Here is a 25,996-nt window from a genome sequence, read left to right on the forward strand (position 1 = left end):
TACAACCTGAGATCAATGTGGGAGCTGGCTTGCCAGCGATGGCGCCATCAGCCACAGCACACCAATGTCAGACTGCCGCAAACCGCTTATCCAGATAATCAATAATCACCTTGGATTCATACATCCAGGTTGTCTGCCCGTTCTCTTCAATTCGCAGGCAAGGCACTTTGATTCGGCCACCCTGTTCCAGCAGGGTCTGGCGATCCTGCTCGTTGTTCTTCGCGTCTTTCAGCGCCACCGGCACATTCAGGCGATGCAGGGCGCGGCGGGTTTTCACGCAGAACGGGCAGGCGTGAAATTGATACAGGGTCAGATCTTTCGCGGCAGCGTCGACTTGTGCCTGAGCGGCAGCGGGGCGTTTGGTCTTGCCCGGGCGGGTGATGAAATCGATGAAGATAACCAGTTGGCCGAGGCCGACACGAAGCGCTTTGACGAACACGTTGAAAGCCTCACGGTGCAAATGAAGAAAGGCGCGCAGCTTACCCGATTTTTCACGGGCGAAAAAAAACCGGCGATCAACGCCGGTTCTTTTCTGTTGCGAATTACTTGATGAGGCTGAGGAATTCGCTACGGGTTGCCGCGTTTTCACGGAATTCACCGAGCATCACCGAAGTGATCATCGACGAATTCTGCTTTTCGACGCCGCGCATCATCATGCACATGTGCTTGGCTTCGATCACCACGGCCACGCCCAGTGCGCCGGTGACTTGCTGCACCGCATCGGCGATCTGGCGGCTGAGGTTTTCCTGAATCTGCAGACGACGGGCGTACATATCGACGATCCGCGCAACCTTCGACAGGCCCAGCACTTTGCCGCTCGGGATATAGGCGACATGCGCCTTGCCGATGAACGGCAGCAAGTGGTGTTCGCACAACGAATACAGCTCGATGTCCTTGACCAGCACCATTTCGCTGTTGTCGGAGCTGAACAGGGCACCATTGGTGACCTCTTCGAGCGTCTGTGCATAACCGCGGCAGAGGTACTGCATGGCTTTGGCGGCACGCTTTGGCGTGTCGAGCAGGCCCTCGCGGGACACGTCCTCGCCCAATTGGCCGAGAATCGCGGTGTAATTCTGTTCCAGGGACATGAAACTACCTGTGGGGATTTTCGCAAAGGGCAAGGGTACGGTGGCGGACACAACCCTGCAAGTTCGGTGTGATGGCTTTATTCGTCGCGGCCTTCCATCATCGTCCGTTTCAGCATCACATAAACCGCGCCGGCGCCGCCGTGACGGGCCTGGCAGGAGCAGAAGCCGAGGACTTGGGCGTGCTGGCGCAGCCAGGTGTTGACATGGCTTTTGATCATTGGCCGCTTGCCATCGAGGCGCACGGCCTTGCCGTGAGTCACGCGCACGCAGCGGATTTCGAACTTGGTCGCTTCGGCGAGAAAGGCCCAAAGCGTTTCCCGGGCCTTTTCCACGCTCATGCCGTGCAGGTCGAGGCTGCCTTCGAACGGGATCTGCCCGACCTTGAGCTTGCGCATCTGGCTTTCCTGCACGCCGTCGCGGGACCACATCAGTTCGTCTTCCGGGCCGACGTCGATCACGAACTGGTCGGACAAGCCATCAATGATAGTGGTGTCGCTGCGCACGGTGGCGGACTGACGCAGCTTGGCAATCTGCGCGCGGTCAGCCTTGGGTTTGCCGGTGTCGGCGCGGTCGTGCTTGATCGGCTTGACGCCCCGGATCGCACTTTTGAACAGAGAAAAATCGTCGTCTTGCATGTCAGCCTCCGCGAAGGGCGGCCAGTTTACCCAAGTCGACAGAAAACGGCCCGGCAAAAAGCCAGGCCGTTGGGTCAGTCGTGTTTTTTCATCAGATGCGGGGCCATGTTCAGTTCCCGCGATTGCCGTGCGCGACGGCGGCAGCGGCGCCACAGGGCAACGCCGAAATACAGAAACAGCAAGCCGACGGCGAGCATGATTGCCGAGCCCAGCGGTGACGCGTTCAGGTCACCCAGCGCCGGCGGACGGCCGAGCAGGCTGGCTGCCCCGGCCATCGCCAGCAGCACGCCGAACGTCGCCAGAATGGCCGAGATCGCCGCGCCAAATCGAAAACGCCAGTTGCTTTGGCCTTTGGGCCGCAAACGGCGTGCGTCAAACCCATCGGATAACTTCATTCCGACCTTCCTCAATGGTATCGGCCCTTCGACCGGGAGTTGACCGGGTTGTTCCTGAGGCTATGGCATTTGCGGCAAATCAGCGGATATAGCGGATGAGCGGCGCCAATGCACCGCTCACAAGGGCAGGATCAGATCAGGTCCTGAGTCTTGGCCAGCGTGGCGAAGTTGTCAGCCATGATTGCCATTTCCGCTTCCTGCACGCGTTCGGCGCTGAGCACGCCGCCCTTGAACGGCAGATCGCGAGTCGCGCAGGCGTCTTCGACCAAGGTGCAGCGGAAACCGAGGTTTTTCGCCGCGCGCACGGTGGTGCTGACGCTGGAGTGACTCATGAAACCGCAAACGATCAGGTCCAGCGAGCCGAGGTTCTGCAGGCGCTCGAGCAGTTCGGTGCCATGGAACGCGCTCGGCAGCAGTTTGCCGATAATGGTTTCATCACCCTGTGGTTCCAGACCAGGGATGAACTCGCCACGTTCGCCCTGCGGGTCGAACAGGCCACCCACGGTGCCGAGATGACGCACGTGCACGATCGGCCGACCGGCGGCACGGGCTGCGGCAACCACTTGTTTGATGTTCGCGACGGCCGCGTCCATGCCGCTCAGGGCCAGCGGGCCACTGAGGTATTCCTTCTGGGCATCGATGATGACCACGGTGGCATGGCTCAGTGTGGCCGCTGCGTAACCGCGGCCGCTGAGTTGAAACATCGTTTTTGGAACGGACATTCTGGGGCTCCTCGGGGTGGGGCTTTTGCGACATTGTCCTCTGGCTGAGCGGTTCTGTGAATCGCTACCATCGTAGGCGCCGTCGTTCTTGGCCTGCAGCCTTGTCAAGTTACACGTTCCGTTCAATGCCTGATGCAAAAAAAAGAAAACTCCTACCGGAACCGCGTGGTTTTTCCTGCGTCGTCGTCGCGCGTTTTGGCTGCTAGAATCGCCAGTCGTTTTTTCTGGAGTTCTACGCCGTGATCACTTCCCGACTTCGTACCCTGCGCGACCACATCCGTTGGGCCGTCAGCCGCTTCCATGGGGAGGATCTGTTTTTCGGTCATGGCACCGACAACGCCTGGGACGAGGCGCGTCAGCTGGTGCTGGGCGCTTTGCACCTGCCTTGGGAAATCGCCGACAGCTATCTTGATTGCGCGCTGGAAGATGACGAACTGGTCAATCTGCAGCGCTTGCTCAAGCGCCGCATCGAAGATCGCGTTCCCACCGCCTATCTGCTCGGCGAGGCGTGGTTCTGCGGCATGTCGTTCATCGTCGACCCGCGCGTGTTGATCCCGCGTTCGCCGATTGGTGAACTGATCGAAAACCGCTTTGCGCCATGGATCGGCAACGAACCGGCGCGAATTCTCGACCTGTGCACTGGCTCCGGCTGCATCGGCATTGCTTGCGCTTACGAATTCCAGAATGCCGAAGTGGTGCTCGCGGATCTGTCGTTCGAAGCGCTGGAAGTGGCCAATCAGAACATCGAGCGCCATGGCGTCGATGAGCGCGTCTACACGGTGCAGGGTGATGGCTTCGATGGCTTGCCGGGTCAGCGTTTCGACCTGATCGTGTCGAACCCGCCCTACGTCGATGCGGAAGATTTCGCCGACATGCCGGACGAATATCAGCACGAGCCGGAACTCGGTCTGGCCTGCGGTGATGATGGTCTGAATCTGGTCCGGCGCATGCTCGCCGAAGCGGCGGATCACCTGACCGAGAAAGGTTTGTTGATTGTCGAGGTGGGCAACAGCCAGGTGCACGTCGAGGCGTTGTACCCGGAAGTCGATTTCGCCTGGCTGGAGTTCCAGCGTGGTGGGCATGGCGTGTTCATGCTGACAGCCGAGCAGTGCCGCGCGCATCAGGCACTTTTCGCCTCCCGCGTCTAAGGTTGTGACAGATCGTTCCCACGCAGAGCATGGGAACGATCAGTACGCGCTCAAGCCCTCAGCGGTGCGTAGCAATCCAGATCAACAACCCCGCCTGAAACACCGCAAACGCCACCAGACACGTAATGGTGAAACGCAGCCCGGCATCTTCGCGCTTGAACTTGCTGACTTTTTCTTCCTGCTTCTTCAGCTTCACTTCCTGCTCCGCGAGATTCTGTTCGGCCTGCTGCAGCATCTGCGCGGCTTCAAGAATTTCGACGATCTGCAGCTTTTCGCTGTTCCAGTCACCGAGCAGATCACCGACCTGCACCGCCTTGATGCTGCCTTTCAAATGCTGGGCATCGGCGTAAGCCACATCGAAACCGTGCACGCGCAGGAAATGGTCGCGACGCAAGCGAGTGTCTTCGTTGAGCGCGTCCTTGTTGTTCAGGTCCATGCCGTCGAAGGTGTAGCCGGGCCAGCGTTTTTTCGCCCAATTGATGCCTTGCGCAGCCATGAAGCGGCCGATACCGCGATTCAGCGGTTCGATCTGCAAGCCGCTGTCGGGACCGAAGCTCACGCGTTTGCTCGCGTGATCGACCCACACATCCAGATGATTCTGCTCTTTGCGCACGCGCTGGTTGGGCAGCTTGATCGCCATGCGCATCAGGCTGCGTTCTTTGCTGTTGCGCTCGGCGTAACCGAATTCGACAAAGCGCAACGGCCGGCCGCCGGTATTGCGGTCGGTCTGCAGCGGCGCCAGGCGGAGCATCTTGTGGTGCTCGGCCTGAACGTCCGCCCACGGCAGTTCGACCGCTGGCGGTGCGTCTTTTTCAGCGCTGGTGTCGGGTGAAGTCTGGGTTTCAGTCATAACGGCGAGATCCTGTCCAAGCCCTGCTTGCCGCCAGACGTTGCGCTGGCGACAAAGGCTTATCGGCCGTTTTCTGTGAGGCTGGAGGGTAAAACGCAGTTAACTTGCGCGAATTCCGTCAATAAATTCGATGACGGCGGCGCCCAGTTCGGCGGCCAGGGGCAAATTCGGGTCCTTATAGGAGGCCAATTGCCGCTTCATATCGTTGTGGACGATGCGCAGCACGTGATTCATACCGTCGATCACCGTCAGTTGCGCGTCCGGTTTCGCCGCCTTCAGCAGCTTCGCGTCCTCGGTGCCGACCTGAATGTCGTTGCTGCCCTGGACAATCAGTGCCGGCATTTTCAGCTGGGCAAAGGCTTGCGCCGGGTCCTGACGGAACAGCGAAATCAGGTACGGCTGCACGCTCGGGCGAAAGATCACCTGCAACGGCTGCGGCACATTGTCATCGGTATGGCCGGCCTTGAGGCTGTCGAGCAGTTCGTTGCTGCGCAGCATCAGTGGCGGCGGCAGGCTGCGCGCCAACTGTTCGCGGATTACCTGATCGACCGGGCGCGCGCTGCCGGACAGCGAGATCACCGCCGCTGCGTCCAGCTTCGGCGCGGCGAGGCTGGCAATCAGCGCGCCTTCGCTGTGGCCGAGCAGAATCAGTTTGCCGAAACGCGGATCGGCCTTGAGCTTCTGCCCCCACGCCACGGCGTCCGCCGCATAACCTTCTACAGACAAATCACGTTCATCGGGAGCGGCCGCCAGGCTTGCCGCAACGCCACGCTTGTCGTAGCGCACGCTGGCGATGTTGTGTTTGGCCAGCACCCAGGCCAAGCGCTTGAGGCTGTCGTTACGCCCGCCGTCGGGGTTGTTTCCATCGCGATCTGTAGGACCTGAGCCAGAAATCATCAGAACAATCGGCACCGGGCTGTCGGACTTGGGCAGCAACAGCGAACCGAAAAGTTCGCCGCTGCCGGTGTCCAGAGTGACCGGGCGCTGTAGGACTGTCGCTTGGGCAAAGCCGGTAAAGAGGGTAAGACTCAAGATCAGAACTCGCAGCATCATCACGCCATCATTGGTCAAGGTGCCGGTTGGACTCGCCAGCACCACTAAGGTTCGAGGATGAACTACTCGGTTAGCCTGCGTATACTGGCGCGCATCAAGAATTCGGGTTTGATTTCACGGAGCGTCCTGCATGTCCGGCAATACCTACGGCAAGTTGTTCACTGTCACCACCGCTGGCGAAAGCCATGGTCCGGCGTTGGTCGCCATTGTCGACGGCTGCCCGCCGGGCCTGGAGATTTCCCTGGAAGATCTGCAGCGCGACCTCGATCGCCGCAAGCCTGGCACCAGCCGCCACACCACCCAGCGCCAGGAAGCCGATGAAGTCGAAATCCTCTCCGGCGTGTTCGAGGGTCGCACCACCGGTTGCTCGATCGGCCTGCTGATTCGCAACACCGACCAGAAGTCCAAGGACTACTCGGCGATCAAGGACCTGTTCCGCCCGGCTCACGCCGACTACACCTATCACCACAAATACGGCGAACGCGATTATCGCGGCGGTGGCCGCAGTTCGGCGCGGGAAACCGCCATGCGCGTGGCGGCCGGTGCGATCGCCAAGAAGTATCTGGCCAGTCAGGGCATCGTGATTCGCGGTTACATGAGCCAGCTCGGCCCGATCGAAATTCCGTTCAAGACCTGGGATTCGGTCGAAGAAAACGCCTTTTTCAGTCCTGACCCGGACAAGGTCCCGGAGCTGGAAGCGTACATGGACCAGTTGCGCCGCGATCAGGACTCGGTCGGAGCGAAGATCACCGTGGTCGCCGAAGGCGTGATGCCGGGTCTTGGCGAGCCGATTTTTGATCGCCTCGACGCCGAACTCGCCCACGCGCTGATGAGCATCAACGCGGTCAAGGGCGTCGAGATCGGCGCCGGTTTCGCCTGCGTCGCCCAGCGCGGCACCGAACACCGCGATGAACTGACGCCGGAGGGTTTTCTCAGCAACAACGCCGGCGGCATCCTCGGTGGCATCTCGTCCGGTCAGCCAATCGTTGCGCATCTGGCATTGAAACCGACCTCGAGCATCACCACCCCGGGCCGCTCGATCGACGTGAATGGCAACCCGGTCGATGTGATCACCAAGGGGCGTCACGACCCATGCGTCGGCATCCGCGCGACGCCGATCGCCGAAGCGATGATGGCCATCGTGCTGATGGATCATCTGCTGCGCCACCGTGGGCAGAACGCCGATGTGCGCGTGAGCACGCCGGTGCTGGGCCAGCTCTGATGGCTGCGCTCAAAGCCGTCGCGGCATAACCGGCGTGGCGGCGCTTCCTTACTGGCGGCTGTCCAGTTTCTATCTGTTCTATTTCGCCTTGCTCGGATCGACAGCGCCGTTTCTGGCGCTGTACTTCGATCACCTCGGCTTCAGCGCCGCACGCATCGGCGAGCTGGTGGCGATTCCGATGCTGATGCGCTGTGTAGCGCCGAACATCTGGGGCTGGCTCGGCGATTACACGGGCAGGCGTTTGGCCATCGTGCGCTTTGGTGCGGTCTGTACGTTGCTGACCTTTTCGCTGATTTTCGTCAGCCAGACCTACGCCTGGCTGGCGATGGTCATGGCCCTGCATGCGTTCTTCTGGCATGCGGTGCTGCCGCAGTTCGAAGTCATCACCCTCGCGCATCTGCAGGGGCAGACCTCGCGTTACAGCCAGATTCGCCTGTGGGGCTCCATCGGCTTCATCATCACTGTGGTGGTGCTGGGACGGCTGTTCGAATGGCTGAGTCTGGACATCTACCCGGCGGCACTGGTGCTGATCATGGCCGGTATCGTTCTCAGCAGCCTGTGGGTGCCGAATGCGCAGCCCGCGCAAGGCAATCGGCCGACGGGTGAGGGCTTCCTCAAGCAATTGCGTCATCCCGGCGTGCTGGCGTTTTATGCTTGCGTCGCGCTGATGCAGGTCAGCCACGGGCCGTATTACACCTTTCTGACTCTGCACCTTGAACGCCTCGGTTACAGCCGTGGCGTCATCGGCATGCTCTGGGCCGTGGGTGTGGTTGCGGAAGTGCTGATGTTCATGGCCATGAGCCGCATTCTGGCGCGCTTTTCCCTGCGCCGGGTGCTGCTGGCGAGCTTCCTGCTGGCGGCGTTGCGTTGGGTGCTGCTCGGTTCGTTTGCGGAGTTTCTCTGGGTGTTGTTGTTTGCCCAGGTGTTGCATGCAGCGACATTCGGCAGCTTTCATGCGGCTGCCATCGCTTTCGTGCAACGTAGTTTCGGCGCCCGCCAGCAAGGCCAGGGCCAGGCGCTGTATGCGGCACTGGCCGGCACCGGCGGGGCGCTCGGCGCGCTGTATTCCGGCTACAGCTGGAATGCCCTCGGCGCAACATTGACCTTTAGTATTGCCAGTCTCGCAGCGCTTGCCGCTGCCGTTATCATTGCCACATGTATGCAAGAGGACAGGCCATGAGCCTTAGCCGTGAACAGCTCGCCCAGCAGATCGTTGACGCCGGGCGTTTTCTATATGGCCGTGGCTGGTCGCCAGCCACCAGCAGCAACTATTCGACACGCCTGTCGCCGAGCGAAGCGCTGTTGACCGTATCGGGCAAGCACAAGGGCCAGTTGGGTGTGGATGACGTGCTCGCTACCGATCTGTCCGGCAATAGCCTGGAGCCGGGTAAGAAACCCTCCGCCGAAACCTTGTTGCACACCCAGCTCTACCGCTGGCGCGCGGAAATCGGCGCGGTGTTGCACACCCACTCGGTGAACGCCACGGTGCTGTCGCGGCTGACCCCGGAAGATTTCATCGAGTTCGAAGACTACGAACTGCAAAAAGCCTTCAGCGGTATTTCCACCCATGAATCACGGGTGCGTGTGCCGATTTTCGACAACGATCAGGACATTGCGCGCCTCGCTGCCAAGGTGCAGCCTTGGCTCGACGCCCATCCTGATTGCGTCGGTTATCTGATCCGCGGCCATGGTCTCTATACCTGGGGCACGCAGATGAGCGACGCGCTGCGGCAGATCGAGGCTTTTGAATTCCTGTTTGAATGCGAGTTGAAAACCCGCAGCGTCATGAACCGCCAAGGCTGAGTTCATCTGAAACAGCCTGTTTGCCTGATGCCATGCGGCGCCCGACCGGTCTTCAAGAGCCGGACGGCGCCGCCGCTACCGAGGAATTGCCCATGAGCAGCCTGTCCGTTTATCACGTTTCCAGCCCTGAGATTCCCAATAAGGTGCTGACCCATTTCGAAGATATCGCCTCGACGCTGGCCGAGCAGGGCGTGCGTTTCGACCGCTGGCAGGCCGCCGCGAAGATTCAGCCCGGCGCCAGTCAGGAAGAGGTCATCAGCGCTTATAAAGAGCAGATCGACAAACTGATGACCGAGCGCGGTTACATTACGGTCGATGTGATCAGCCTCAACAGTGATCATCCGCAAAAAGCCGAGCTGCGCGCCAAGTTCCTCGAAGAGCACCGCCATGGCGAAGACGAAGTGCGATTTTTCGTCGCCGGTCGTGGCTTGTTTACCCTGCATATCGACGATTACGTCTACGCCGTGCTCTGTGAAAAGAACGACCTGATCTCGGTTCCGGCCGGCACCAAGCACTGGTTCGACATGGGCGAGCATCCGCATTTCGTGGCGATTCGTCTGTTCAACAACCCTGAAGGCTGGGTTGCCAATTTCACCGGCGAAGACATCGCCGGTCGTTTCCCGCGTCTGGAGGACTGAAACCGTGTCGATCAAAGCCATCCTCACCGACATTGAAGGCACCACCAGCGCGGTGAGTTTCGTCTTCGACGTGCTGTTTCCCTACGCCGCCGAACATTTGCCCGACTTTGTGCGCCAGAACGCTTCGCGTGCTGATGTCGCCGAACAGCTCGACGCCGTGCGCCGCGACAGCAACGAGGCGCAGGCCGATGTCGAGCGGGTTGTTGAAATCCTCTTGAGCTGGATCGCTGAAGACCGCAAAGCGACGCCGCTCAAGGCGTTGCAGGGCATGGTCTGGGCGCAGGGCTATCAGGCCGGGCAGTTGAAGGGGCATGTCTATCCGGATGCCGTTGAAGCGCTGCAACGTTGGCATGCGGCCGGTTATCAACTGTTTGTTTACTCGTCCGGCTCGATCCAGGCGCAGAAGCTGATCTTCGGTTGCTCGGAGGCGGGAGATCTGACACCGCTGTTCAGCGGCTATTTCGACACCACATCGGGGCCGAAGCGTGAGGCGCAGTCCTACCGCAACATTCAGCAGGCGGTGGGTGTTGAAGCAGATGAAATCCTGTTCTTGTCGGACATCGTCGAAGAGCTCGAAGCTGCCCAGTCAGCCGGCATGAAAACCTGTGGCCTGGCGCGTGAAAGCGGGGAATTGGCAGGACACGTGACGGTGGACAGCTTTACCGGGATCGAACCGGAAGCGTTCTGACCATTGCACGCATGCCTGTAGGAGCTGTCGAGTGAAACGAGGCTGCGATCTTTCGATTTACGCATGAAATCAAGATCAAAAGATCGCAGCGTACCGCAGCTCCTACAAAAATCATGCGCACAAAAAACAGGCCGTGAAGCGCATGCTCCACGGCCTGTTTTTGTTTAAAGCCAATTACAGCGAGTGATAGGTCGGCAGAGCAAAACGCTGCTGGCTCTGCAGCATCGCAATTTGCGGCAGCTCGCTGGCTTGTTCGGCCAGGTCACGGCGGATCGCGCTGATCGCCCACGACAGTTGGTCACCGGCATGCAGTTGCTGATACGAGAGTGCGCGTTTGAAGACTTTGCCTTCGCTGCTACGCAGAGTGAGCAGGATGCCACCGTCAGGACGTGGGGCAGTGCTGACTTCGTAGTTGGAGAACAGCGATGTAAATTTTTCTTGAATCAGGCTCATGTCATCAGCTCCGTATGTACTTGAATGGCAAGCATGCGGAGGTAGTTGCAGCGTTTATGCCAGTATTGATGCGAATAAAATCCCTTTAAAATCAACAAGTTGAAGGCATTGCATTTTGCAGGCGTCGTGCAATCTGCATGAATGGCCATCGTGCATCCTGCATTTTGCGTGATTTTTCTCCGTACAACGGAACCAAACGTCCGTACCAGAATCCGCTCTTCCCCGTATGCGCAACGGGATACAAATCATTGCAAAAACCGCGTGTACAGCCCCGCGAGCACTGACGTACTTTCCTTCTCGACCCACGATGTAAACGCGTCGGTCGCAGTCATTACCCGATAACAAGAACAGCGGTCTGCACGTCAAGATCGAACGGGGAGCTTTCATGCGTCACGCACCAAGCGACACGATTACCTGGGGCATGATGCTCCGCAAACTGCCGATGATTGCCAAAGCCATTCCACGGGTGGTCAAGGGCATGAAGGTGGCCAATGTCACGGATCCGACCCAAACGTGTGGCCTGGGCTGGACGTTCGAGCAGGCGACGCTGCGCAATCCCGATGGTGTGGCGTTGTTGCAGGGCGATGTTGCGTTGACCTACACGCAGGTCAACCAGTGGGCCAATCGCATTGCGCACTACCTGAGCGAGCAGGGCATCGGCAAAGGCGATGTGGTCGCGGTGTTCATCGAGAACCGTGCGGAACTACTGGTGACAATCCTGGCGCTGGCCAAGCTCGGCGCGGTGAGTGCGCTGCTCAATACCTCGTTGATGCGCGACACGCTTGTTCACAGCATCAATCTGGTTGCGCCGGTGGCTATTGTGGTTGGCGAAGAACTGACCGCTGCCTATGCCGGCGTGCGTGATCAGGTAGCGATCGCAGCGCCCCGCACCTGGTTTGTCGCAGATCAGGACACATACAGCCACCCGGGCATCGCGCCCGAGGGTTACGTCAATCTGATCAGCGCCAGTGCCGACGCCGGCAGCGATAACCCGCCGAGCAGCGCGCAAGTATTCTTCGATGATCCATGTTTCTACATCTATACCTCCGGTACCACCGGCCTGCCCAAGGCCGGGGTGTTCAAGCATGGACGCTGGATGCGCAGTTCGGCGAGCTTCGGCATGATCGCCCTCGATATGCGCCCGGATGACGTCGTCTACTGCACCTTGCCGCTGTATCACGCCACGGGCCTTTGCGTGTGCTGGGGATCGGCGATCAACGGCGCCTCGGGTTTCGCCATCCGCCGCAAGTTCAGCGCCAGCCAGTTCTGGGGTGACGTGCGCCGCTATCGCGCAACCACCATCGGCTATGTCGGTGAGCTTTGTCGCTACCTGGTGGAGCAACCGGTCAGCGCCGATGACAGCCGCCACGACGTGCGCAAGATGATCGGCAATGGTTTGCGTCCTGGTGCCTGGGCCGAGTTCAAGACGCGTTTTGCCGTCGAGCACATCTGCGAGTTGTATGCCGCGAGCGACGGCAACATCGGTTTCACCAACATCCTCAATTTCGACAACACCGTCGGGTTTTCCCTGATGGCGTGGGAGTTGGTTGCCTACGATCACGACAGTGGCGAACCGTTGCGCGGCGAAGATGGTTTCATGCGCAAGGTCGGCAAGGGCGAGCAAGGCCTGCTGCTGGCGCGGATCGACGAAAAAGCGCCGCTGGACGGTTACACCGATCCGCAGAAAACCGCCCGCGTCGTCCTCCACGATGTGTTCAACAAGGGCGATCGCTTTTTCAACACCGGCGACCTGCTGCGCAACATCGGTTTCGGCCACGCGCAATTTGTTGATCGCCTCGGCGATACCTATCGCTGGAAGGGTGAAAACGTGTCGACCACCGAAGTCGAGAACCTGTTGCTGCAACATCCATTGATTGCTGAAGCCGTGGCCTACGGTGTCGAAATCCCCAACACCAACGGGCGCGCCGGAATGGCCGCCATCACTCCTGCGGAATCCTTGGCCACGCTGGATTTCGCTGAACTGCTGAGTTTCGTCCGGCAACGTATGCCGGCTTATGCCGTGCCGTTGTTCCTGCGGGTCAAGGTAAAAATGGAAACCACCGGCACCTTCAAATACCAGAAGACTCGCCTGAAAACGGAAGGCTTTGACCCCGGGCTCACAGGCGATGACCCGATCTTCGCCTGGTTGCCCGGCAGCGAAACTTACGTGTATGTCAGTGAGCAAATCCTCGCTGAAATTCAACAGGGCAAACATCGATATTGAGTGTGGCTATCGGGACGCTCGGAAAATACCGAGTGACAGGCACCGTCGCGCTCGGGAAACTGTCGGCTTTCCGATAGACCGAAATGGAGTGCCACATGTCTGACCAAAGCCGCCAGATGACCCCTGAAGAAGCTGCCGAATTCACCGAGCAGGTTTTCAACAAGGCGCGCGACGGTGATGCCGAGATGCTTGATCGCCTGGTCACCGCCGGGCTGCCGGTGAACCTGAAAAACAGCAAGGGCGACACCCTGTTGATGCTCGCCAGCTACTACGGCCATGTTGATGCGGTGAAGGTTCTGCTTAAACACAAAGCCGATCCGGAAATGCGCAATGGCAACGGCCAGAGCCCGATTGCCGGCGCTGCGTTCAAAGGCGATCTGGCGGTGGTCAAGGCGCTGGTCGAGGCGGGCGCCGAGATTGAAGGTTCTTCCTTCGACGGCCGCACGGCGCTGATGATGGCGGCGATGTTCAACCGCGTTGAAATCGTCGATTACCTGATCGGCCAGGGCGCTGACCCGAAAGCCAAGGACGCCAATGGCGTGACCGCGCTGGATGCGGCGCGGACCATGGGCGCAGTCGATACCACTGCGCAGCTGGAAAAGTTGCTGGCCTGATAAACGTCAAAAGATCGCAGCCTGCGGCAGCTCCTACACTTGATGCGTTCGCCAAGTGAACGCAGGACCTGTAGGAGCTGCCGAAGGCTGCGATCTTTTGCTTTTCTGCGCTATTCTTCGCGCCCGCAAAATCTACCTCCATCACAGGATCCGCCCTCATGAAAGCCGCACTCGTCGAACTCATCAGCAAAATCAGCTCCGGCTGCATGGGCGAGGACGAGATCCTGAAAGTGGCCGACGAAGCCGCGCAGGCCTACGCCGATGCCAATGCTTTTCTGGCCGCCAATCCGGACATCAACTACGACGACACATTCCCGATACCGTTGGGTGAATGGGTGGTGGTCGGCAGTCTGCCGGAAACTGTGCTGTTCCAGGCCGATACCTATGTCGATCTGTTCGCACAAATCGTTGCTTCGTTTGGCCGCGGTGTGGATTTCAACCTCAAGCCCAAGCAACTGGCCAAGACCGAAGCACTGACCGCACTCAACCGCATCCAGGTGCAGATGAGCAGCCTGAACAAGGAAAACGGAGGTTACACGTTGATGAACTTCAGCCAGTTGCTCGACGACGAACTGCAGGTGGTGCTGGTCTACGGCAACGACGTGCCACGGGTGCTGGAACTGTGCGCCGAAGTCGGCATCGCCGCTGCGCCATCGCTCGAAGCGCTGAAGATTGCCGTTCACGTCTGAGCGAGATCGCAATAAAAGGGAACCCTGCGCGCGACCGTCTATCCTAAAAGTGCATGCCACTATTCTGGAGCGACACCATGGGTTCCACGTTCAACGGTCTGATCGGCCTGATCATCCTTGCCCTCGACATCTGGGCCATCATCAATGTGCTCAAAAGCGGCGCCTCCACCGGGATGAAAATCGTCTGGGTGTTGCTGATTATCCTCCTGCCGGTGCTGGGCCTGATCATCTGGGCGATTGCCGGGCCACGGGGTAACGTCCGGATCTGACAACACAGCGATCTCCCTTGTAGGAGCTGCCGAAGGCTGCGATCTTTTGATCTTGAACTTGAAAACCAGGATCAAAAGATCGCAGCCTTCGGCAGCTCCTACAAGGATTGTGTTTACGCCATCAAGTGAGGTTCGACCTGTCATCTTCGGCAACGTAGAATGCGCGACTTTCCCGGGCAATCGTCCCCACGATGGCGCCCGCGCATTTATCGGAGCACTTGACCATGACCGTCACCAAGACCAGCGAGTACCTGGAAACCCTCTACGAAGGCTACGGCCAGCGTTTTCGCATGGAAAAACTGCTGCACGAAGTGCGCACCGAACACCAGCATCTGGTGATCTTCCAGAACCCGCGCATGGGCCGGGTGATGGCGCTGGACGGCGTGATCCAGACCACCGAAGCCGACGAATTCATCTACCACGAAATGCTCACCCACGTGCCGATCCTTGCCCACGGCACCGCCAAGCGCGTGCTGATCATTGGCGGCGGTGACGGCGGCATGTTGCGCGAAGTGACCAAACACGCCGGCGTCGAGCACATCACCATGGTCGAAATCGACGGCACTGTGGTCGACATGTGCAAGGAATTCCTGCCGAACCATTCTGCCGGTGCCTACGACGATCCGCGCCTGAACCTGGTGATCGATGACGGCATGCGTTTCGTCGCCACCACCACTGAAAAATTCGACGTGATCATCTCCGACTCCACCGACCCGATCGGCCCGGGCGAAGTGCTGTTCTCGGAGAACTTCTACCAGGCGTGCCACCGCTGCCTGAACGAAGGCGGCATCCTGGTGACTCAGAACGGCACGCCGTTCATGCAAATCGACGAAGTCAAAACCACCGCCGGTCGCCTGCGCAGCCTGTTCCCGGACTGGCACTTCTACCAGGCCGCCGTGCCGACCTACATCGGCGGCTCGATGACCTTCGCCTGGGGCTCGACCAACCCGGCCTACCGCAAGCTCAGCCGTGAAACCCTGCAACAGCGCTTCATCGGCAGCGGCATCGTCACCCGTTACTACAATCCGGAAATCCACATCGGCGCGTTCGCCTTGCCGCAATACGTGCTGCAAGCGGTCAACAAGCCAAGCAACGACTGATCACGCTGAAGTCGCTCTGCAAGGGAGCTTTTGTGGCGAGGGGATCTATCCCCGTTGGGATGCGCAGCATCCGTGAACCGGCCTGCGCGGTGTCTCCGTTAAACCGCAATGGACGGCATTACGACTGCTGCGCAGCCGAACGGGGATAAATCCCCTCGCCACAGAGTCCGCCCTATCGATCGGATGGTTATTTTCACCGTTGTCGGCTGTAATCCTTTTGAACCAACTATCGCGGAAAAAAGTCGAGATAGAGGTAAGCCCATTTACGGGTTGATCGAGGAGGCACTGATGCAAAAGTGGAAAGTCACTTTCGTGGATGATCACGGCGAAATTGTTGATGAAGTCTTCGAACGTGAGGAATGCCCGTCCGATGATGAAGCCGCGCGGCTGATCAAGGAGCGGCTTCTTCCGGTCGCCGCCCAGCTGGATCTCAACGATCTGGAAGGGCGCACGGCCGATGCCGGGGTGAAAAACCTCAAGACCCAGAACGGCATCGAAATCCGCAGCATCACCCCTGTCTGAACACTTCCTGTCATCTCGTAAACCAGGCCTTGGCAGCGGCGCTCTCTTGGGGCTACTCTGCAAGCGAGATCAGCGAATGGATCGCTAAGGTCTGGTCTTGTCAGCTACATGCTTGTTTCCCGCGTGCAACCACGTTGCCGTAGTACTTAGGCCAAAAGGCCCGGGGCGGGAATACGGAAAGTCTATCCATCAATCGAGGGGGACGATTCATGAGCACAGCCTATCAAGAAGACATCAGCAGCAACGTTCTGCGCCGCATGAAAGAAGGCGGCTTCGATTTTTCCCGGTTCCATCCCATCGAGTTCTACGCGATTTTCCCGGACGAGGAGCGGGCGCGCAGGGCAGCAGGCAAATTTCGCGGTGAATCCATCAATGCCCAGGTCAGTGCGCGCGACGACGGCGCCTGGTCGCTGGAATTGAGCAAAGTGATGTACGCAACCTATGACGACATCGGCGATTTCGAGCAAGGCTTTTCTGCCGTGGTCGAACCGCTGGGCGGCATTATCGAGGGTTGGGGCGTGAAGCAGGAGGTGCGCAATCGTTACCGATTGAATTGATATTGCGCATTGTTTGTCGGGCAACGGCTGACCTTCGGGTCGGCCGTTGTCGTTTCTGGCTTCTGCACATCGCACTGGCAAAACCCTGAAACAAGAATCCAGGGCAAAAAAAAGCCACCGGAGAGGGTGGCTAAAAGGGAAGGCGGGTATGCAATAAAGTCCTGTCGGGACGGGGCTGCCAAGGCAGTTCAGATCAGTTGAGCTGTCTACTTCGCGGCGGCTTGCCGGGGAAGTTTTACAGCGAATGCGCGGATTATCCGCAGTCGCGGCCGGGCAGTGAAATCAACTCTGACTATGCTGGTGATAGGCGATGCAGTGCGTCGCAATGAAGCGGGGGCAATCGGGCCGGGGCATTTGCCGCACAGGAATGGTGCGCAGCCTTCGGCGTGGATCTACAACCGATTGAAATCAAAGCGTTTATGCCGATGGCACGGGCCTTGCGAAGGCCTGTATGTCCGGAGTGACAAGGAGTACGGCATGATCCGCACCTATTTTGACGAGATGTACGATGCCGGCGGCCTGGTCCGCCCGCATTACCGGGAATTTGCCCGCTGGCTGGCCGAGACGCCCGACGAGTTGCTCGCGCAGCGCCGTCGCGAGGCCGATCTGTTGTTTCACCGGGCCGGGATCACCTTCACGCTCTATGGCGACGAGCAGGGCACCGAGCGCCTGATTCCGTTCGACACCATTCCCCGCAGCATTCCCGCCAGTGAATGGCGGATTGTCGAGCGCGGCTGCATCCAGCGGGTCAAGGCGTTGAACATGTTTCTCGCCGACCTCTACCACGAGCAGCGCATCATCAAGGCCGGGATCATTCCCGCCGAACAGGTGCTGGCCAACGAGCAATACCAGTTGGCAATGCAGGGCCTGGATCTGCACCGCGACATCTACTCGCATATCTCCGGCGTCGATCTGGTACGCGACGGCGATGGCACTTATTACGTTCTCGAAGACAACCTGCGCACACCCAGCGGCGTCAGCTACATGCTCGAGGACCGCAAGATGATGATGCGCCTGTTCCCTGAACTGTTCGCCGCCCAGCGCATCGCCCCGATCGATCACTACCCCAATCTGCTGCTTGACACCCTGAAAAGCTCAAGTCCGATCGACAACCCGAGCGTGGTGGTGTTGACGCCAGGACGCTTCAATAGCGCGTTCTTCGAACATGCGTTTCTGGCGCGGGAGATGGGCGTTGAACTGGTGGAAGGCGCGGATCTGTTCGTGCGTGACGACAAGGTGTTCATGCGCACCACCGATGGCCCGAAAGCGGTCGACGTGATCTATCGCCGCCTCGACGACGCATTCCTTGATCCGCTGGCGTTCAACCCGGACTCGATGCTCGGTGTGCCGGGGCTGCTGTCGTCCTATCGCTCCGGCAACGTGGTGCTGGCCAACGCCATCGGCACCGGTGTGGCCGACGATAAATCGGTGTACCCGTTTGTCACCGACATGATCCGTTTCTACCTCGACGAAGAACCGATTCTGAAAAACGTGCCGACCTGGCAATGCCGCAACCCGTCCGAGCTGTCCCATGTGCTGGCCAATCTTGCGGATTTGGTCGTCAAGGAAACCCAGGGCTCCGGCGGTTACGGGATGCTGGTCGGACCGGCCGCGACGACGGCGGAAATCGATGCCTTTCGCGAGCGCATCAAAGCCAAACCCCACGCCTACATCGCGCAGCCGACGCTGTCGCTGTCGACCTGTCCGACCTTTGTCGAAAACGGCATTGCACCGCGCCATATCGATTTGCGTCCGTTTGTGTTGTCCGGCCGCGAAACCCGTGTGGTGCCTGGCGGTTTGACCCGTGTCGCGTTGCGTGAAGGCTCCCTGGTGGTGAACTCCTCCCAGGGCGGCGGGACCAAGGACACCTGGGTAGTCGAGGATTGAAGGAAGCTTGCCATGTTAAGTAGAACTGCCTCGGATCTGTACTGGATGTCGCGTTACCTGGAGCGTGCGGAGAATCTCGCGCGCATGCTCGACATCAGTTATTCGCTGTCGCTGATGCCGCAGGACGGGCGCGGCGACGGTCTGCACGAACTCGCCATGCCGTTGCTGATCACCGGCACCTTGGACGATTACCTTGAACGCCACGGCGACCTGCACGCAGAGCGCCTGCTGCATTTCTTCGCACTGGATGCGGCCAACCCGGCCAGTATCTACAGCTGCCTTGGTGCAGCGCGGGCCAGTGCCCATGCCGTGCGCGGGCGAATCACTGCCGACATGTGGGAAAACATCAATGCGACCTGGCTGGAAATTCGTGGCATCGCCGAGCAGGGCCTGAGTCGTTATGGCATGAGCCGTTTCTGCGAATGGATCAAGGAGCGTTCGCACCTGTTTCGTGGCGCCTCATACGGCACGATCATGCGCAACGACGCGTTTCGCTTCATTCGTCTGGGCACGTTTATCGAGCGCGCGGACAACACGCTGCGCCTGCTCGATGCCCGTTACGAAATGGCCGGCGATCAGGCCGAAGCGGTCAGCGATGGCACGGCGCACGCTTATTACCAGTGGAGTGCGCTGCTGCGGGCGTTGTCGTCGTTCGAGGCCTACACCGAAATCTACCGCGACGCGCCCGGCGCCCGGCATGTCGCCGAATTGCTGCTGTTGCGCGCCGATGTGCCGCGTTCGCTGCGTGCCTGTACCGAAGAGATTGACCAGATCCTCGCGCAACTGCCCGGCGCCAACGGCCGTCCGGCACAACGCCTGGCGGCGGAAATGGATGCGCGCCTGCGTTACACCGGCATCAACGAAATTCTCGAAGAAGGCCTGCACGCCTGGCTGACCGAATTCATCCCGCTGGTGCGCCAGTTGGGCAACGCCATTCACAGTTCCTATCTGGAGGCTGCATGAGACTTTCCATAAGCCACGAGACCACCTATCACTACGAAGATCAGGTGCGCGCGAGCATCCAGTACCTGCGCCTGACACCCCACGACAGCGAGCGTCAGCATGTCCTCAGTTGGCAACTCGACCTGCCGCGTCCGGTGCGTGCGCAGCTCGATCCGTTCGGCAACATCCTGCATGTGCTGACCATGGACGAGCCCCACGAAGCGATCATCATTGGCGCCCGGGGGCAGGTCGATATCGACGAATTGCGCGAGGCCGAACATGAGAGCCAGTCGGCGCTGCCGTTCCTGCGCTTCACGCGCCTGACCGAAGCCGACGAAGCCTTGCGCGACTTTGCCGCGAAGAACTGCAAGCAGCGGCGAGACCGCACCGCGCTGATCGACTTGATGCACGGTCTGAATCAGCACATGACCTACACGCCGGGCTCCACCGAAGTCGACACCAGCGCCGCCGAAGCTTTCGCCGGTCGGGCCGGGGTCTGTCAGGATCATGCCCACGCCTTTCTAGCCTGCGCGCGCAGCCTCGGGGTGCCGTCGCGTTACGTGTCGGGTTATCTGTACAGCGAAGATTGCGAGCATCTGGCCAGTCATGCCTGGGCGGAAGCGTGGCTGGATGACGCGTGGTACAGCTTCGACGTGACCAACCAACTGGCGCGCCCGGAGCGACACCTGAAGCTGGCGGTGGGCCTGGATTATCTCGATGCCTGCCCGGTCCGTGGCATGCGCCGGGGCGGTGGCTGCGAGCAGATGCATGCGAAGGTGTTCGTCTCGCCGACGCCGGTGATTTCCGTGCAGCAAGAATAGATTCGGGATACCGCTATCGCTGGCAAGCCAGCGAAGAGGCCAGTAATAACACCCTAAGGCTTACGGCTTGGCTTTGCGCCCGGCCATATGCTTGAGATAGCCCACCAGCATTTCAAGATCTGTATCCGGCAATACCTCAGCAGAAAACCCCGGCATCTTCGCCTGCGGCCACTGACGCAAACTCTGCGGATCGCGGATGTAGCGCTTCAAGAAATCCGCCCCGAAATACTCGGTCGGGCTATACGGAATATTCAGATCCGGACCGAACTGCGCGTCTCCGGCACCATTCAACCGGTGACAGGCCAGGCAATTTTTCTGAAACAGGGCAAAACCCTGGTTCACCGGATCATCGGCCTTCAAGGCAGGATCGGGCAGCAGGGCAGGAAAGCGTTGGGCCACCGGGGCCATCAGCTTGATACTGGCGACTTCGAACGGCCACTGCTCGGGGCTGATATTGCCCGCCTGCGGATCGGTCCAGACCAGATAGAACGGCCCGGCGCTGTGCTTGCCGGCTGACAGCGGTGGCCACGGCTGCGCCGGATCCTCGATCGCCAGCCATGCCCGCGCGCCGTCCTTGTTCAGCAAGGGCGCAGCGGCCAGCTCTGCGGCAAAGCCGTCCAGCGCCACCGCTTGCAAGTGATCCTCCGGCTTGACCCCCTTCAGCAATGCGGCCAGAGGCACAGCCTGATAAGTCATGTCCTTCTTGTAGGAAACATCATTGTTGATCGTGAGAGTTTGCAGCTGAGGATGTTTGAGCAGCTCTTCGGTCTTCCAGGTGCGGCTGTTTGCGCCCAACTGCAGATCCAGTTGTGCGGCAGCCAAGGGCAAGCTCAGTAGCAAGGCACCGAGCGCAATGAGGGTTTTCAAATGATCGCCGTCCATGTCGTGGTAGTGCGCAAAGGTTGGCACAACCGCGCTGGCCCGGGTAGCGGGCCAGTCACATTTTCAATGGCGACATACAGCACGCGACGTTTGAATCAGCCGATGACCTTGGTCAGATTCGGCAAGATCAACAACAGCGTCGTGGCGAAAAGAATGAGTCCTGCTTGACGTACTTTCGGTTGTTTGAACATGGCTTGACCGCCTTTATTGTTATTTCCTGATGCGTGCCTGACTGCATTTCCCTGACGGCACGCGTTGCACTTCCTGTTGAAGCACGCCCGTCTCGGCAAAACCCGACGACGATGGCGTACATGTTCACCTTAGAGCCCACGTCAGCCTTCGCTTAGATCCATTTCATATGGTGATCTTGAATAAAGCTTTTAAAAAAGCATGAGGCGTATTGCCAGCTTCTTTGCCGCCCGCTGGCTAGACAACTCGACGACCTGAACCGGTTCACCTCATGCCGCATGACCGTCCGTCTGAGCGTGTGCGTCAAGCGCTTTGAGCAATGTGGTCATTGCTTGCCAGGCTGCGCAGGGCGAAAGTGAAGCGACAATGAATCAGGTTCGAGGACGTCATGACTGAAGCTTTGATTTTCGATGCGTTACGCACTCCGCGTGGCAAAGGCAAGGCCGATGGCGCGCTGCACAGCGTGAAGCCGGTCAACCTGGTGGCGGGTTTGCTGAGCGCTTTGCAGGCGCGCACCGCGCTGGATACCAGTCAGGTCGATGACGTCGTCCTCGGCTGCGTCACGCCGATCGGCGATCAAGGTTCGGACATCGCCAAGACGGCGGTGCAAGTGGCCGACTGGGACGTCAGCGTCGCCGGTGTGCAGATCAACCGTTTCTGCGCTTCGGGTCTGGAAGCGGTGAATCTTGGCGCGATGAAAGTGCGCTCGGGTTTCGAGGATCTGGTGGTGGTTGGCGGCGTCGAGTCGATGTCGCGGGTGCCAATGGGCAGCGATGGCGGCGCCTGGGCACTGGACCCGCAGACCAACCTGCACAGCCATTTCACTCCGCAAGGCGTCGGCGCCGATCTGATCGCCACCCTCGAAGGCTTCAGCCGGCAGGATGTCGATGCCTACGCACTGCACTCCCAGCAAAAAGCCGCACGAGCGCGGGCCGACGGCTCGTTCAACAAGTCGCTGGTGCCGGTGCAGGATCAGAACGGCATCATCCTGCTTGACCACGATGAGTTCATCCGCGCCGAGTCTACCCTCGAGGGCCTGGGCAAGCTCAAGCCGAGTTTCGAAATGATCGGGCAAATGGGCTTCGACGCCACGGCGTTGCGGGTCTACAGCCATGTCGAGCGGATCAACCACGTGCACACGCCGGGCAACAGTTCCGGAATTGTCGACGGTGCGGCGCTGATGCTCATCGGCTCCGAAGCCAAGGGCCGCGCGCTGGGGCTGCAGCCACGCGCGCGTATCGTCGCCACGGCCGTCACTAGCACAGATCCGACCATCATGCTCACCGGCCCAGCGCCGGCGACCCGCAAAGCCTTGGCCAAGGCCGGACTGCGCGTGGAGGACATCGACCTGTTCGAGGTCAACGAAGCGTTTGCTTCGGTGGTGTTGAAATTCATCAAGGACATGGCCGTCGACCCGGGCAAGGTCAACGTCAACGGCGGCTCGATCGCCATGGGCCACCCGCTGGGCGCCACCGGTTGCGCGATCCTCGGCACCCTGCTTGATGAACTGGAAGCGCGCAACTTGCGCTACGGCCTGGCGACGCTGTGTGTCGGCGGCGGCATGGGCATTGCCACCATCATCGAACGCCTCTGAGCCCCGACTTCAAGGAACCCTGTTATGAGCGAAGCCATTCGTTACGAAAAAGGCCAGGACGGTATCGTCGTGCTGACCATGGACATGCCGGGCCAGAGCGCCAACACCATGAACGCCGTGTATCGCGAGGCCATGGCCGCTTGCGTTGCTCGTTTGTCAGCGGAGAAGGACAGCATCGCCGGAGTGATCATCACCTCCGCGAAGAAAACCTTTTTTGCCGGCGGCGACCTCAATGAATTGATCAAGGTCGGCAAACCCGAAGCCAAAGCTTTCTACGACATGGTGCTGACCCTCAAGGCGCAATTGCGCAGCCTGGAAACCCTCGGCAAACCGGTGGTCGCGGCGATCAACGGCGCTGCGTTGGGCGGCGGCTGGGAGATCTGTCTGTCCTGCCACCATCGCATCGCTGTGGATGATGCCTCGGTGCAACTCGGTTTGCCGGAGGTGACGCTGGGCCTGTTGCCGGGCGGCGGCGGGGTGGTGCGCATGGTGCGCATGCTCGGTATCGAAAAAGCCCTGCCGTACTTGCTTGAAGGCAAGAAGGTGCGCCCGCAACAGGCGTTGCAGGCCGGGCTGATTGATGACCTGGCAGCGGATCGCGATGAGCTGTTGGCCAAGGCGCGCGCCTGGATTTTCGACAATCCGGCGCCAGTGCAGCGCTGGGACGTCAAGGGTTATCAGATTCCTGGCGGCACGCCATCGAACCCGAAAGTGGCGCAGATGCTGGCGATTGCGCCGTCGATCCTGCGCGCGAAAACCCACGGCACCCTGCCGGCGCCGGAGAAGATTCTATGCGCGGCGGTGGAGGGCGCTCAGGTCGATTTCGATACGGCGCACCTGATCGAAACCCGCTACTTCACCGAGCTGACGACCGGGCAGATTTCGAAAAACCTGATCGGTACGTTCTGGTTCCAGTTGAACGAGATCAACGCCGGCGGTTCCAGACCGCAAGGTTTTGCGCCCTATAAAACCCGCAAAGTCGGTGTGCTCGGCGCCGGAATGATGGGCGCAGGCATCGCGTTCGTCAGCGCCTCGGCCGGTATCGACGTCGTCCTCAAGGACATCAACCTTGCCGCTGCCGAGAAGGGCAAAGCGCATTCCGCAGCGCTGCTGGACAAGAAAGTTGCCCGTGGCCAAATGACTGCCGAACAGCGCGAAGCGGTGCTGGCGCGAATCGTTGCGAGCGAAAGCGATGGCGATCTGGCCGGTTGCGATCTGATCATCGAAGCGGTGTTCGAGGATCGCCAGCTCAAAGCCAAGGTATCGGCCGCCGCGCAACAGGTGGTGGGTGGCGACGCTGTCATCGCCTCCAACACATCGACCCTGCCGATCACCGGCCTGGCGACGGCGGTGCCCGATCAAAGCAAATTCATCGGCCTGCATTTCTTCAGTCCGGTGGAAAAAATGCCGCTGGTGGAAATCATCAAGGGCGCGCAGACCAGCGACGAAACTCTCGCTCGCGGTTTCGACTTCGTTCTGCAAATCAAGAAAACTCCGATCGTGGTCAATGACAGTCGCGGCTTCTTTACCTCGCGGGTTTTCGGCACATTCACCAACGAGGGCATCGCCATGCTCGGCGAGGGTGTCAGTGCGCCGATGATCGAGACCGAAGCGCGCAAGGCCGGGATGCCGGTCGGGCCGCTGGCCATCTCCGACGAAGTTTCCCTCAGCCTGATGAGCCATATCCGTCAGCAGACGGCCAAGGGCTTGCAGGCAGAAGGCAAACTGCTGATTGAGCACCCGGCCTTCGCCGTGATCGATTTGATGCTCAATGAATTCAAGCGACCGGGCAAAGCTGCCGGAGGCGGTTTTTATGAGTATCCAGCGGGCTCGCAGAAGCATTTGTGGCCGGAGCTGAAAACGCGCTTCGAGAAGGCCGACGGACAGATCTCTGCGAAGGATGTGCGTGATCGGCTGTTGTTTGTGCAGGCCATCGAAACCGTGCGTTGCGTGGAGGAGGGCGTGCTCACCTCGACGGCGGATGCCAACGTCGGTTCGATCTTCGGCATCGGTTTCGCCGCGTGGACCGGCGGTGCGCTGCAGTTCATCAACCAGTATGGCCTGGAGGACTTCATCGCCCGCGCGCAGTATCTGGCCGAGCAATACGGCGAGCGCTTTACCCCGCCAGCGCTGCTGCTGGACAAAGCGGCGAAAGGTGAAATGTTCTAGGGCCAGCGAGCATTTCGGGGCTTGCCTTGGCCACGTGTTTCAAGGCAGGCTCTGGGGTGTTCATTATTCCCATCACGTGTCAGGTATTTTTTATGTCGCTGCGCATCTGCATTCTCGAAACCGACATCCTGCGGCCCGAATTGATTGACCAATATCAGGGCTATGGGCAGATGTTCCAGCGCCTGTTCTCGCAGCAACCGATCGCCGCTGAGTTCACTGTCTATAACGTGGTGAAGGGTGAGTATCCCAGCGACGACGAGATTTTCGATGCGTACCTGGTCACCGGCAGCAAAGCCGATTCGTTCGGTACGGATCCGTGGATCCAGACCCTCAAGACGTACCTTTTGAATCGCTACGAACGCGGCGACAAACTGCTCGGCGTGTGCTTCGGCCACCAATTGCTGGCGTTGCTGCTTGGCGGCAAGAGCGAGCGGGCCTCCCAGGGTTGGGGCGTCGGTACTCACAATTACAAGCTGGCAGCCAAGGCACCTTGGATGAGCCCGGTGCGCGAAGAGCTGACACTGCTGATCAGTCATCAGGATCAGGTAACCGAGCTTCCGGAAAACGCCACGGTCATCGCCTCCAGCGATTTCTGCCCGTTCGCGGCGTATCACATCAACGATCAAGTGCTGTGCTTCCAGGGTCACCCGGAATTCATTCACGATTACTCCCGCGCGCTCCTTGATCTGCGCCAGGAAGCGCTGGGCTCGCAGATTTACAGCAAAGGCATGGCCAGCCTTGAGCAGGAACATCATGGCGCTACAGTTGCGGAGTGGATGATGCGCTTCGTGGCGCACAAGCCAGAAACAGCTCAACGCTAAAGGGGCCTGCTCCCACAATCC

At 59.8% G+C, this 25,996-nt stretch carries 28 protein-coding genes; 19 read left to right on the forward strand and 9 right to left on the reverse strand.

Going from position 1 to position 25,996, the window contains the following annotated elements:
• Positions 1-67: 67 nt before the first annotated feature.
• The 5 genes from FEE99_RS13350 to FEE99_RS13370 form a co-directional block, all read right to left on the reverse strand.
• A complete protein-coding gene (locus FEE99_RS13350; protein ID WP_041479340.1) occupies positions 68-439 on the reverse strand; it encodes a glutathione S-transferase N-terminal domain-containing protein in 372 nt (123 codons plus the stop codon).
• Between the two features lie 103 nt (positions 440-542).
• A complete protein-coding gene (gene folE / locus FEE99_RS13355; protein WP_011062625.1) occupies positions 543-1,088 on the reverse strand; it encodes a GTP cyclohydrolase I FolE in 546 nt (181 codons plus the stop codon).
• 77 nt (positions 1,089-1,165) lie between these two features.
• A complete protein-coding gene (locus FEE99_RS13360; protein WP_041479342.1) occupies positions 1,166-1,723 on the reverse strand; it encodes a Smr/MutS family protein in 558 nt (185 codons plus the stop codon).
• A gap of 74 nt (positions 1,724-1,797) precedes the next feature.
• Positions 1,798-2,118 (reverse strand): hypothetical protein, encoded by a 321-nt coding sequence (locus FEE99_RS13365; RefSeq protein WP_041479344.1) that lies wholly within the window; start codon positions 2,116-2,118, stop codon positions 1,798-1,800.
• A gap of 131 nt (positions 2,119-2,249) precedes the next feature.
• Positions 2,250-2,840 carry a cysteine hydrolase family protein gene (locus FEE99_RS13370; RefSeq protein WP_016773772.1) on the reverse strand — a complete coding sequence of 197 codons (591 nt, stop codon included), beginning with the start codon at positions 2,838-2,840 and terminating at the stop codon, positions 2,250-2,252.
• A gap of 239 nt (positions 2,841-3,079) precedes the next feature.
• Here FEE99_RS13370 and prmB point away from each other — a divergent pair, with 239 nt between their 5' ends.
• Positions 3,080-3,988, forward strand: coding sequence for a 50S ribosomal protein L3 N(5)-glutamine methyltransferase (prmB, locus tag FEE99_RS13375; protein ID WP_016773773.1), 909 nt, complete (start codon positions 3,080-3,082; stop codon positions 3,986-3,988).
• Positions 3,989-4,046: 58 nt separating this feature from the next.
• Here prmB and FEE99_RS13380 read toward each other — a convergent pair whose 3' ends face one another.
• Complete coding sequence (locus tag FEE99_RS13380) at positions 4,047-4,838, reverse strand: hypothetical protein (protein WP_041479346.1); 792 nt, start codon at positions 4,836-4,838, stop codon at positions 4,047-4,049.
• A gap of 99 nt (positions 4,839-4,937) precedes the next feature.
• A complete protein-coding gene (locus tag FEE99_RS13385) occupies positions 4,938-5,891 on the reverse strand; it encodes an alpha/beta hydrolase (protein ID WP_041479390.1) in 954 nt (317 codons plus the stop codon).
• 130 nt (positions 5,892-6,021) lie between these two features.
• Between FEE99_RS13385 and aroC the strand changes: the two genes are divergently transcribed.
• The 5 genes from aroC to mtnC all read left to right on the forward strand — a co-directional run bounded on the left by aroC (position 6,022) and on the right by mtnC (position 10,242).
• Positions 6,022-7,113, forward strand: coding sequence for a chorismate synthase (gene aroC, locus FEE99_RS13390; protein ID WP_024012223.1), 1,092 nt, complete (start codon positions 6,022-6,024; stop codon positions 7,111-7,113).
• Positions 7,114-7,147: 34 nt separating this feature from the next.
• Positions 7,148-8,293: an MFS transporter gene (locus tag FEE99_RS13395; RefSeq protein ID WP_024012224.1), complete on the forward strand. Its 1,146-nt coding sequence runs from the start codon at positions 7,148-7,150 to the stop codon at positions 8,291-8,293.
• Positions 8,290-8,916: a methylthioribulose 1-phosphate dehydratase gene (locus tag FEE99_RS13400; RefSeq protein ID WP_041479349.1), complete on the forward strand. Its 627-nt coding sequence runs from the start codon at positions 8,290-8,292 to the stop codon at positions 8,914-8,916. The genes FEE99_RS13395 and FEE99_RS13400 overlap by 4 nt, the downstream gene beginning before the upstream one ends.
• Before the next feature lie 92 nt (positions 8,917-9,008).
• Positions 9,009-9,554: a 1,2-dihydroxy-3-keto-5-methylthiopentene dioxygenase gene (locus FEE99_RS13405; protein WP_038861971.1), complete on the forward strand. Its 546-nt coding sequence runs from the start codon at positions 9,009-9,011 to the stop codon at positions 9,552-9,554.
• A gap of 4 nt (positions 9,555-9,558) precedes the next feature.
• Entirely contained in the window at positions 9,559-10,242 is a 684-nt protein-coding gene (mtnC, locus tag FEE99_RS13410) for an acireductone synthase (protein WP_041479351.1), read from the forward strand.
• 174 nt (positions 10,243-10,416) lie between these two features.
• On the opposite strand, the gene FEE99_RS13415 is transcribed toward mtnC, so the two are convergent.
• On the reverse strand, positions 10,417-10,695 hold the full coding sequence (locus FEE99_RS13415) for a DUF3509 domain-containing protein (RefSeq protein ID WP_041479353.1): 279 nt from the start codon (positions 10,693-10,695) through the stop codon (positions 10,417-10,419).
• A gap of 385 nt (positions 10,696-11,080) precedes the next feature.
• Between FEE99_RS13415 and FEE99_RS13420 the strand changes: the two genes are divergently transcribed.
• The 10 genes from FEE99_RS13420 (at position 11,081) to FEE99_RS13465 (ending at position 20,320) form a co-directional block, all read left to right on the forward strand.
• Positions 11,081-12,919 carry a long-chain-acyl-CoA synthetase gene (locus FEE99_RS13420; protein ID WP_041479354.1) on the forward strand — a complete coding sequence of 613 codons (1,839 nt, stop codon included), beginning with the start codon at positions 11,081-11,083 and terminating at the stop codon, positions 12,917-12,919.
• A gap of 95 nt (positions 12,920-13,014) precedes the next feature.
• The gene (locus tag FEE99_RS13425) at positions 13,015-13,533 is read left to right on the forward strand and encodes an ankyrin repeat domain-containing protein (RefSeq protein ID WP_039763836.1); all 519 of its coding nucleotides are present in this window, start codon (positions 13,015-13,017) and stop codon (positions 13,531-13,533) included.
• 158 nt (positions 13,534-13,691) lie between these two features.
• The gene (locus FEE99_RS13430) at positions 13,692-14,222 is read left to right on the forward strand and encodes a hypothetical protein (protein ID WP_041479356.1); all 531 of its coding nucleotides are present in this window, start codon (positions 13,692-13,694) and stop codon (positions 14,220-14,222) included.
• Between the two features lie 77 nt (positions 14,223-14,299).
• Positions 14,300-14,491: a PLDc N-terminal domain-containing protein gene (locus FEE99_RS13435; protein WP_016773784.1), complete on the forward strand. Its 192-nt coding sequence runs from the start codon at positions 14,300-14,302 to the stop codon at positions 14,489-14,491.
• A gap of 224 nt (positions 14,492-14,715) precedes the next feature.
• Entirely contained in the window at positions 14,716-15,591 is an 876-nt protein-coding gene (gene speE, locus FEE99_RS13440; RefSeq protein ID WP_016773785.1) for a polyamine aminopropyltransferase, read from the forward strand.
• Between the two features lie 288 nt (positions 15,592-15,879).
• Entirely contained in the window at positions 15,880-16,113 is a 234-nt protein-coding gene (locus tag FEE99_RS13445; RefSeq protein ID WP_041479357.1) for a hypothetical protein, read from the forward strand.
• Positions 16,114-16,322: 209 nt separating this feature from the next.
• Positions 16,323-16,670, forward strand: coding sequence for a ribonuclease E inhibitor RraB (locus tag FEE99_RS13450; RefSeq protein ID WP_003223226.1), 348 nt, complete (start codon positions 16,323-16,325; stop codon positions 16,668-16,670).
• A gap of 477 nt (positions 16,671-17,147) precedes the next feature.
• Complete coding sequence (locus tag FEE99_RS13455) at positions 17,148-18,557, forward strand: circularly permuted type 2 ATP-grasp protein (RefSeq protein ID WP_041479359.1); 1,410 nt, start codon at positions 17,148-17,150, stop codon at positions 18,555-18,557.
• Positions 18,558-18,569: 12 nt separating this feature from the next.
• Positions 18,570-19,520, forward strand: a complete 951-nt coding sequence (locus tag FEE99_RS13460; protein ID WP_016773788.1) for an alpha-E domain-containing protein — start codon at positions 18,570-18,572, stop codon at positions 19,518-19,520.
• Positions 19,517-20,320 (forward strand): transglutaminase family protein, encoded by an 804-nt coding sequence (locus tag FEE99_RS13465; RefSeq protein ID WP_041479362.1) that lies wholly within the window; start codon positions 19,517-19,519, stop codon positions 20,318-20,320. Before FEE99_RS13460 ends, FEE99_RS13465 begins: the two co-directional genes overlap by 4 nt.
• A 60-nt stretch (positions 20,321-20,380) precedes the next feature.
• Here the strand turns inward: FEE99_RS13465 and FEE99_RS13470 are convergent, their stop codons facing one another.
• A complete protein-coding gene (locus FEE99_RS13470; protein WP_041479363.1) occupies positions 20,381-21,202 on the reverse strand; it encodes a c-type cytochrome in 822 nt (273 codons plus the stop codon).
• Positions 21,203-21,779: 577 nt separating this feature from the next.
• Here FEE99_RS13470 and FEE99_RS13475 point away from each other — a divergent pair.
• The 3 genes from FEE99_RS13475 (at position 21,780) to FEE99_RS13485 (ending at position 25,975) form a co-directional block, all read left to right on the forward strand.
• Positions 21,780-22,985: an acetyl-CoA C-acetyltransferase gene (locus tag FEE99_RS13475; RefSeq protein WP_041479365.1), complete on the forward strand. Its 1,206-nt coding sequence runs from the start codon at positions 21,780-21,782 to the stop codon at positions 22,983-22,985.
• Between the two features lie 24 nt (positions 22,986-23,009).
• Positions 23,010-25,154, forward strand: a complete 2,145-nt coding sequence (locus FEE99_RS13480) for a 3-hydroxyacyl-CoA dehydrogenase NAD-binding domain-containing protein (RefSeq protein WP_041479366.1) — start codon at positions 23,010-23,012, stop codon at positions 25,152-25,154.
• A gap of 92 nt (positions 25,155-25,246) precedes the next feature.
• The gene (locus FEE99_RS13485; protein ID WP_041479368.1) at positions 25,247-25,975 is read left to right on the forward strand and encodes an amidotransferase; all 729 of its coding nucleotides are present in this window, start codon (positions 25,247-25,249) and stop codon (positions 25,973-25,975) included.
• The last annotated feature ends 21 nt before the right edge of the window (positions 25,976-25,996 follow it).

The organism is Pseudomonas sp. ef1, from assembly GCF_007293365.2.
GTDB classification, from domain to species: Bacteria; Pseudomonadota; Gammaproteobacteria; order Pseudomonadales; family Pseudomonadaceae; genus Aquipseudomonas; species Aquipseudomonas siliginis.

Excerpts from the sequence above, each read along its gene's own strand:
- folE (WP_011062625.1), bottom strand. The coding sequence starts at position 1,088 with ATGTCCCTGGAACAGAATTACACCGCGATTCTCGGCCAATTGGGCGAG.
- FEE99_RS13360 (WP_041479342.1), bottom strand. The coding sequence starts at position 1,723 with ATGCAAGACGACGATTTTTCTCTGTTCAAAAGTGCGATCCGGGGCGTC.
- FEE99_RS13365 (WP_041479344.1), bottom strand. The coding sequence starts at position 2,118 with ATGAAGTTATCCGATGGGTTTGACGCACGCCGTTTGCGGCCCAAAGGC.
- FEE99_RS13370 (WP_016773772.1), bottom strand. The coding sequence starts at position 2,840 with ATGTCCGTTCCAAAAACGATGTTTCAACTCAGCGGCCGCGGTTACGCA.
- FEE99_RS13380 (WP_041479346.1), bottom strand. The coding sequence starts at position 4,838 with ATGACTGAAACCCAGACTTCACCCGACACCAGCGCTGAAAAAGACGCA.
- FEE99_RS13385 (WP_041479390.1), bottom strand. The coding sequence starts at position 5,891 with ATGATGCTGCGAGTTCTGATCTTGAGTCTTACCCTCTTTACCGGCTTT.
- aroC (WP_024012223.1), top strand. The coding sequence starts at position 6,022 with ATGTCCGGCAATACCTACGGCAAGTTGTTCACTGTCACCACCGCTGGC.
- FEE99_RS13400 (WP_041479349.1), top strand. The coding sequence starts at position 8,290 with ATGAGCCTTAGCCGTGAACAGCTCGCCCAGCAGATCGTTGACGCCGGG.
- FEE99_RS13405 (WP_038861971.1), top strand. The coding sequence starts at position 9,009 with ATGAGCAGCCTGTCCGTTTATCACGTTTCCAGCCCTGAGATTCCCAAT.
- FEE99_RS13415 (WP_041479353.1), bottom strand. The coding sequence starts at position 10,695 with ATGAGCCTGATTCAAGAAAAATTTACATCGCTGTTCTCCAACTACGAA.
- FEE99_RS13420 (WP_041479354.1), top strand. The coding sequence starts at position 11,081 with ATGCGTCACGCACCAAGCGACACGATTACCTGGGGCATGATGCTCCGC.
- FEE99_RS13425 (WP_039763836.1), top strand. The coding sequence starts at position 13,015 with ATGTCTGACCAAAGCCGCCAGATGACCCCTGAAGAAGCTGCCGAATTC.
- FEE99_RS13430 (WP_041479356.1), top strand. The coding sequence starts at position 13,692 with ATGAAAGCCGCACTCGTCGAACTCATCAGCAAAATCAGCTCCGGCTGC.
- FEE99_RS13435 (WP_016773784.1), top strand. The coding sequence starts at position 14,300 with ATGGGTTCCACGTTCAACGGTCTGATCGGCCTGATCATCCTTGCCCTC.
- speE (WP_016773785.1), top strand. The coding sequence starts at position 14,716 with ATGACCGTCACCAAGACCAGCGAGTACCTGGAAACCCTCTACGAAGGC.
- FEE99_RS13445 (WP_041479357.1), top strand. The coding sequence starts at position 15,880 with ATGCAAAAGTGGAAAGTCACTTTCGTGGATGATCACGGCGAAATTGTT.
- FEE99_RS13450 (WP_003223226.1), top strand. The coding sequence starts at position 16,323 with ATGAGCACAGCCTATCAAGAAGACATCAGCAGCAACGTTCTGCGCCGC.
- FEE99_RS13455 (WP_041479359.1), top strand. The coding sequence starts at position 17,148 with ATGATCCGCACCTATTTTGACGAGATGTACGATGCCGGCGGCCTGGTC.
- FEE99_RS13460 (WP_016773788.1), top strand. The coding sequence starts at position 18,570 with ATGTTAAGTAGAACTGCCTCGGATCTGTACTGGATGTCGCGTTACCTG.
- FEE99_RS13465 (WP_041479362.1), top strand. The coding sequence starts at position 19,517 with ATGAGACTTTCCATAAGCCACGAGACCACCTATCACTACGAAGATCAG.
- FEE99_RS13470 (WP_041479363.1), bottom strand. The coding sequence starts at position 21,202 with ATGGACGGCGATCATTTGAAAACCCTCATTGCGCTCGGTGCCTTGCTA.
- FEE99_RS13475 (WP_041479365.1), top strand. The coding sequence starts at position 21,780 with ATGACTGAAGCTTTGATTTTCGATGCGTTACGCACTCCGCGTGGCAAA.
- FEE99_RS13480 (WP_041479366.1), top strand. The coding sequence starts at position 23,010 with ATGAGCGAAGCCATTCGTTACGAAAAAGGCCAGGACGGTATCGTCGTG.
- FEE99_RS13485 (WP_041479368.1), top strand. The coding sequence starts at position 25,247 with ATGTCGCTGCGCATCTGCATTCTCGAAACCGACATCCTGCGGCCCGAA.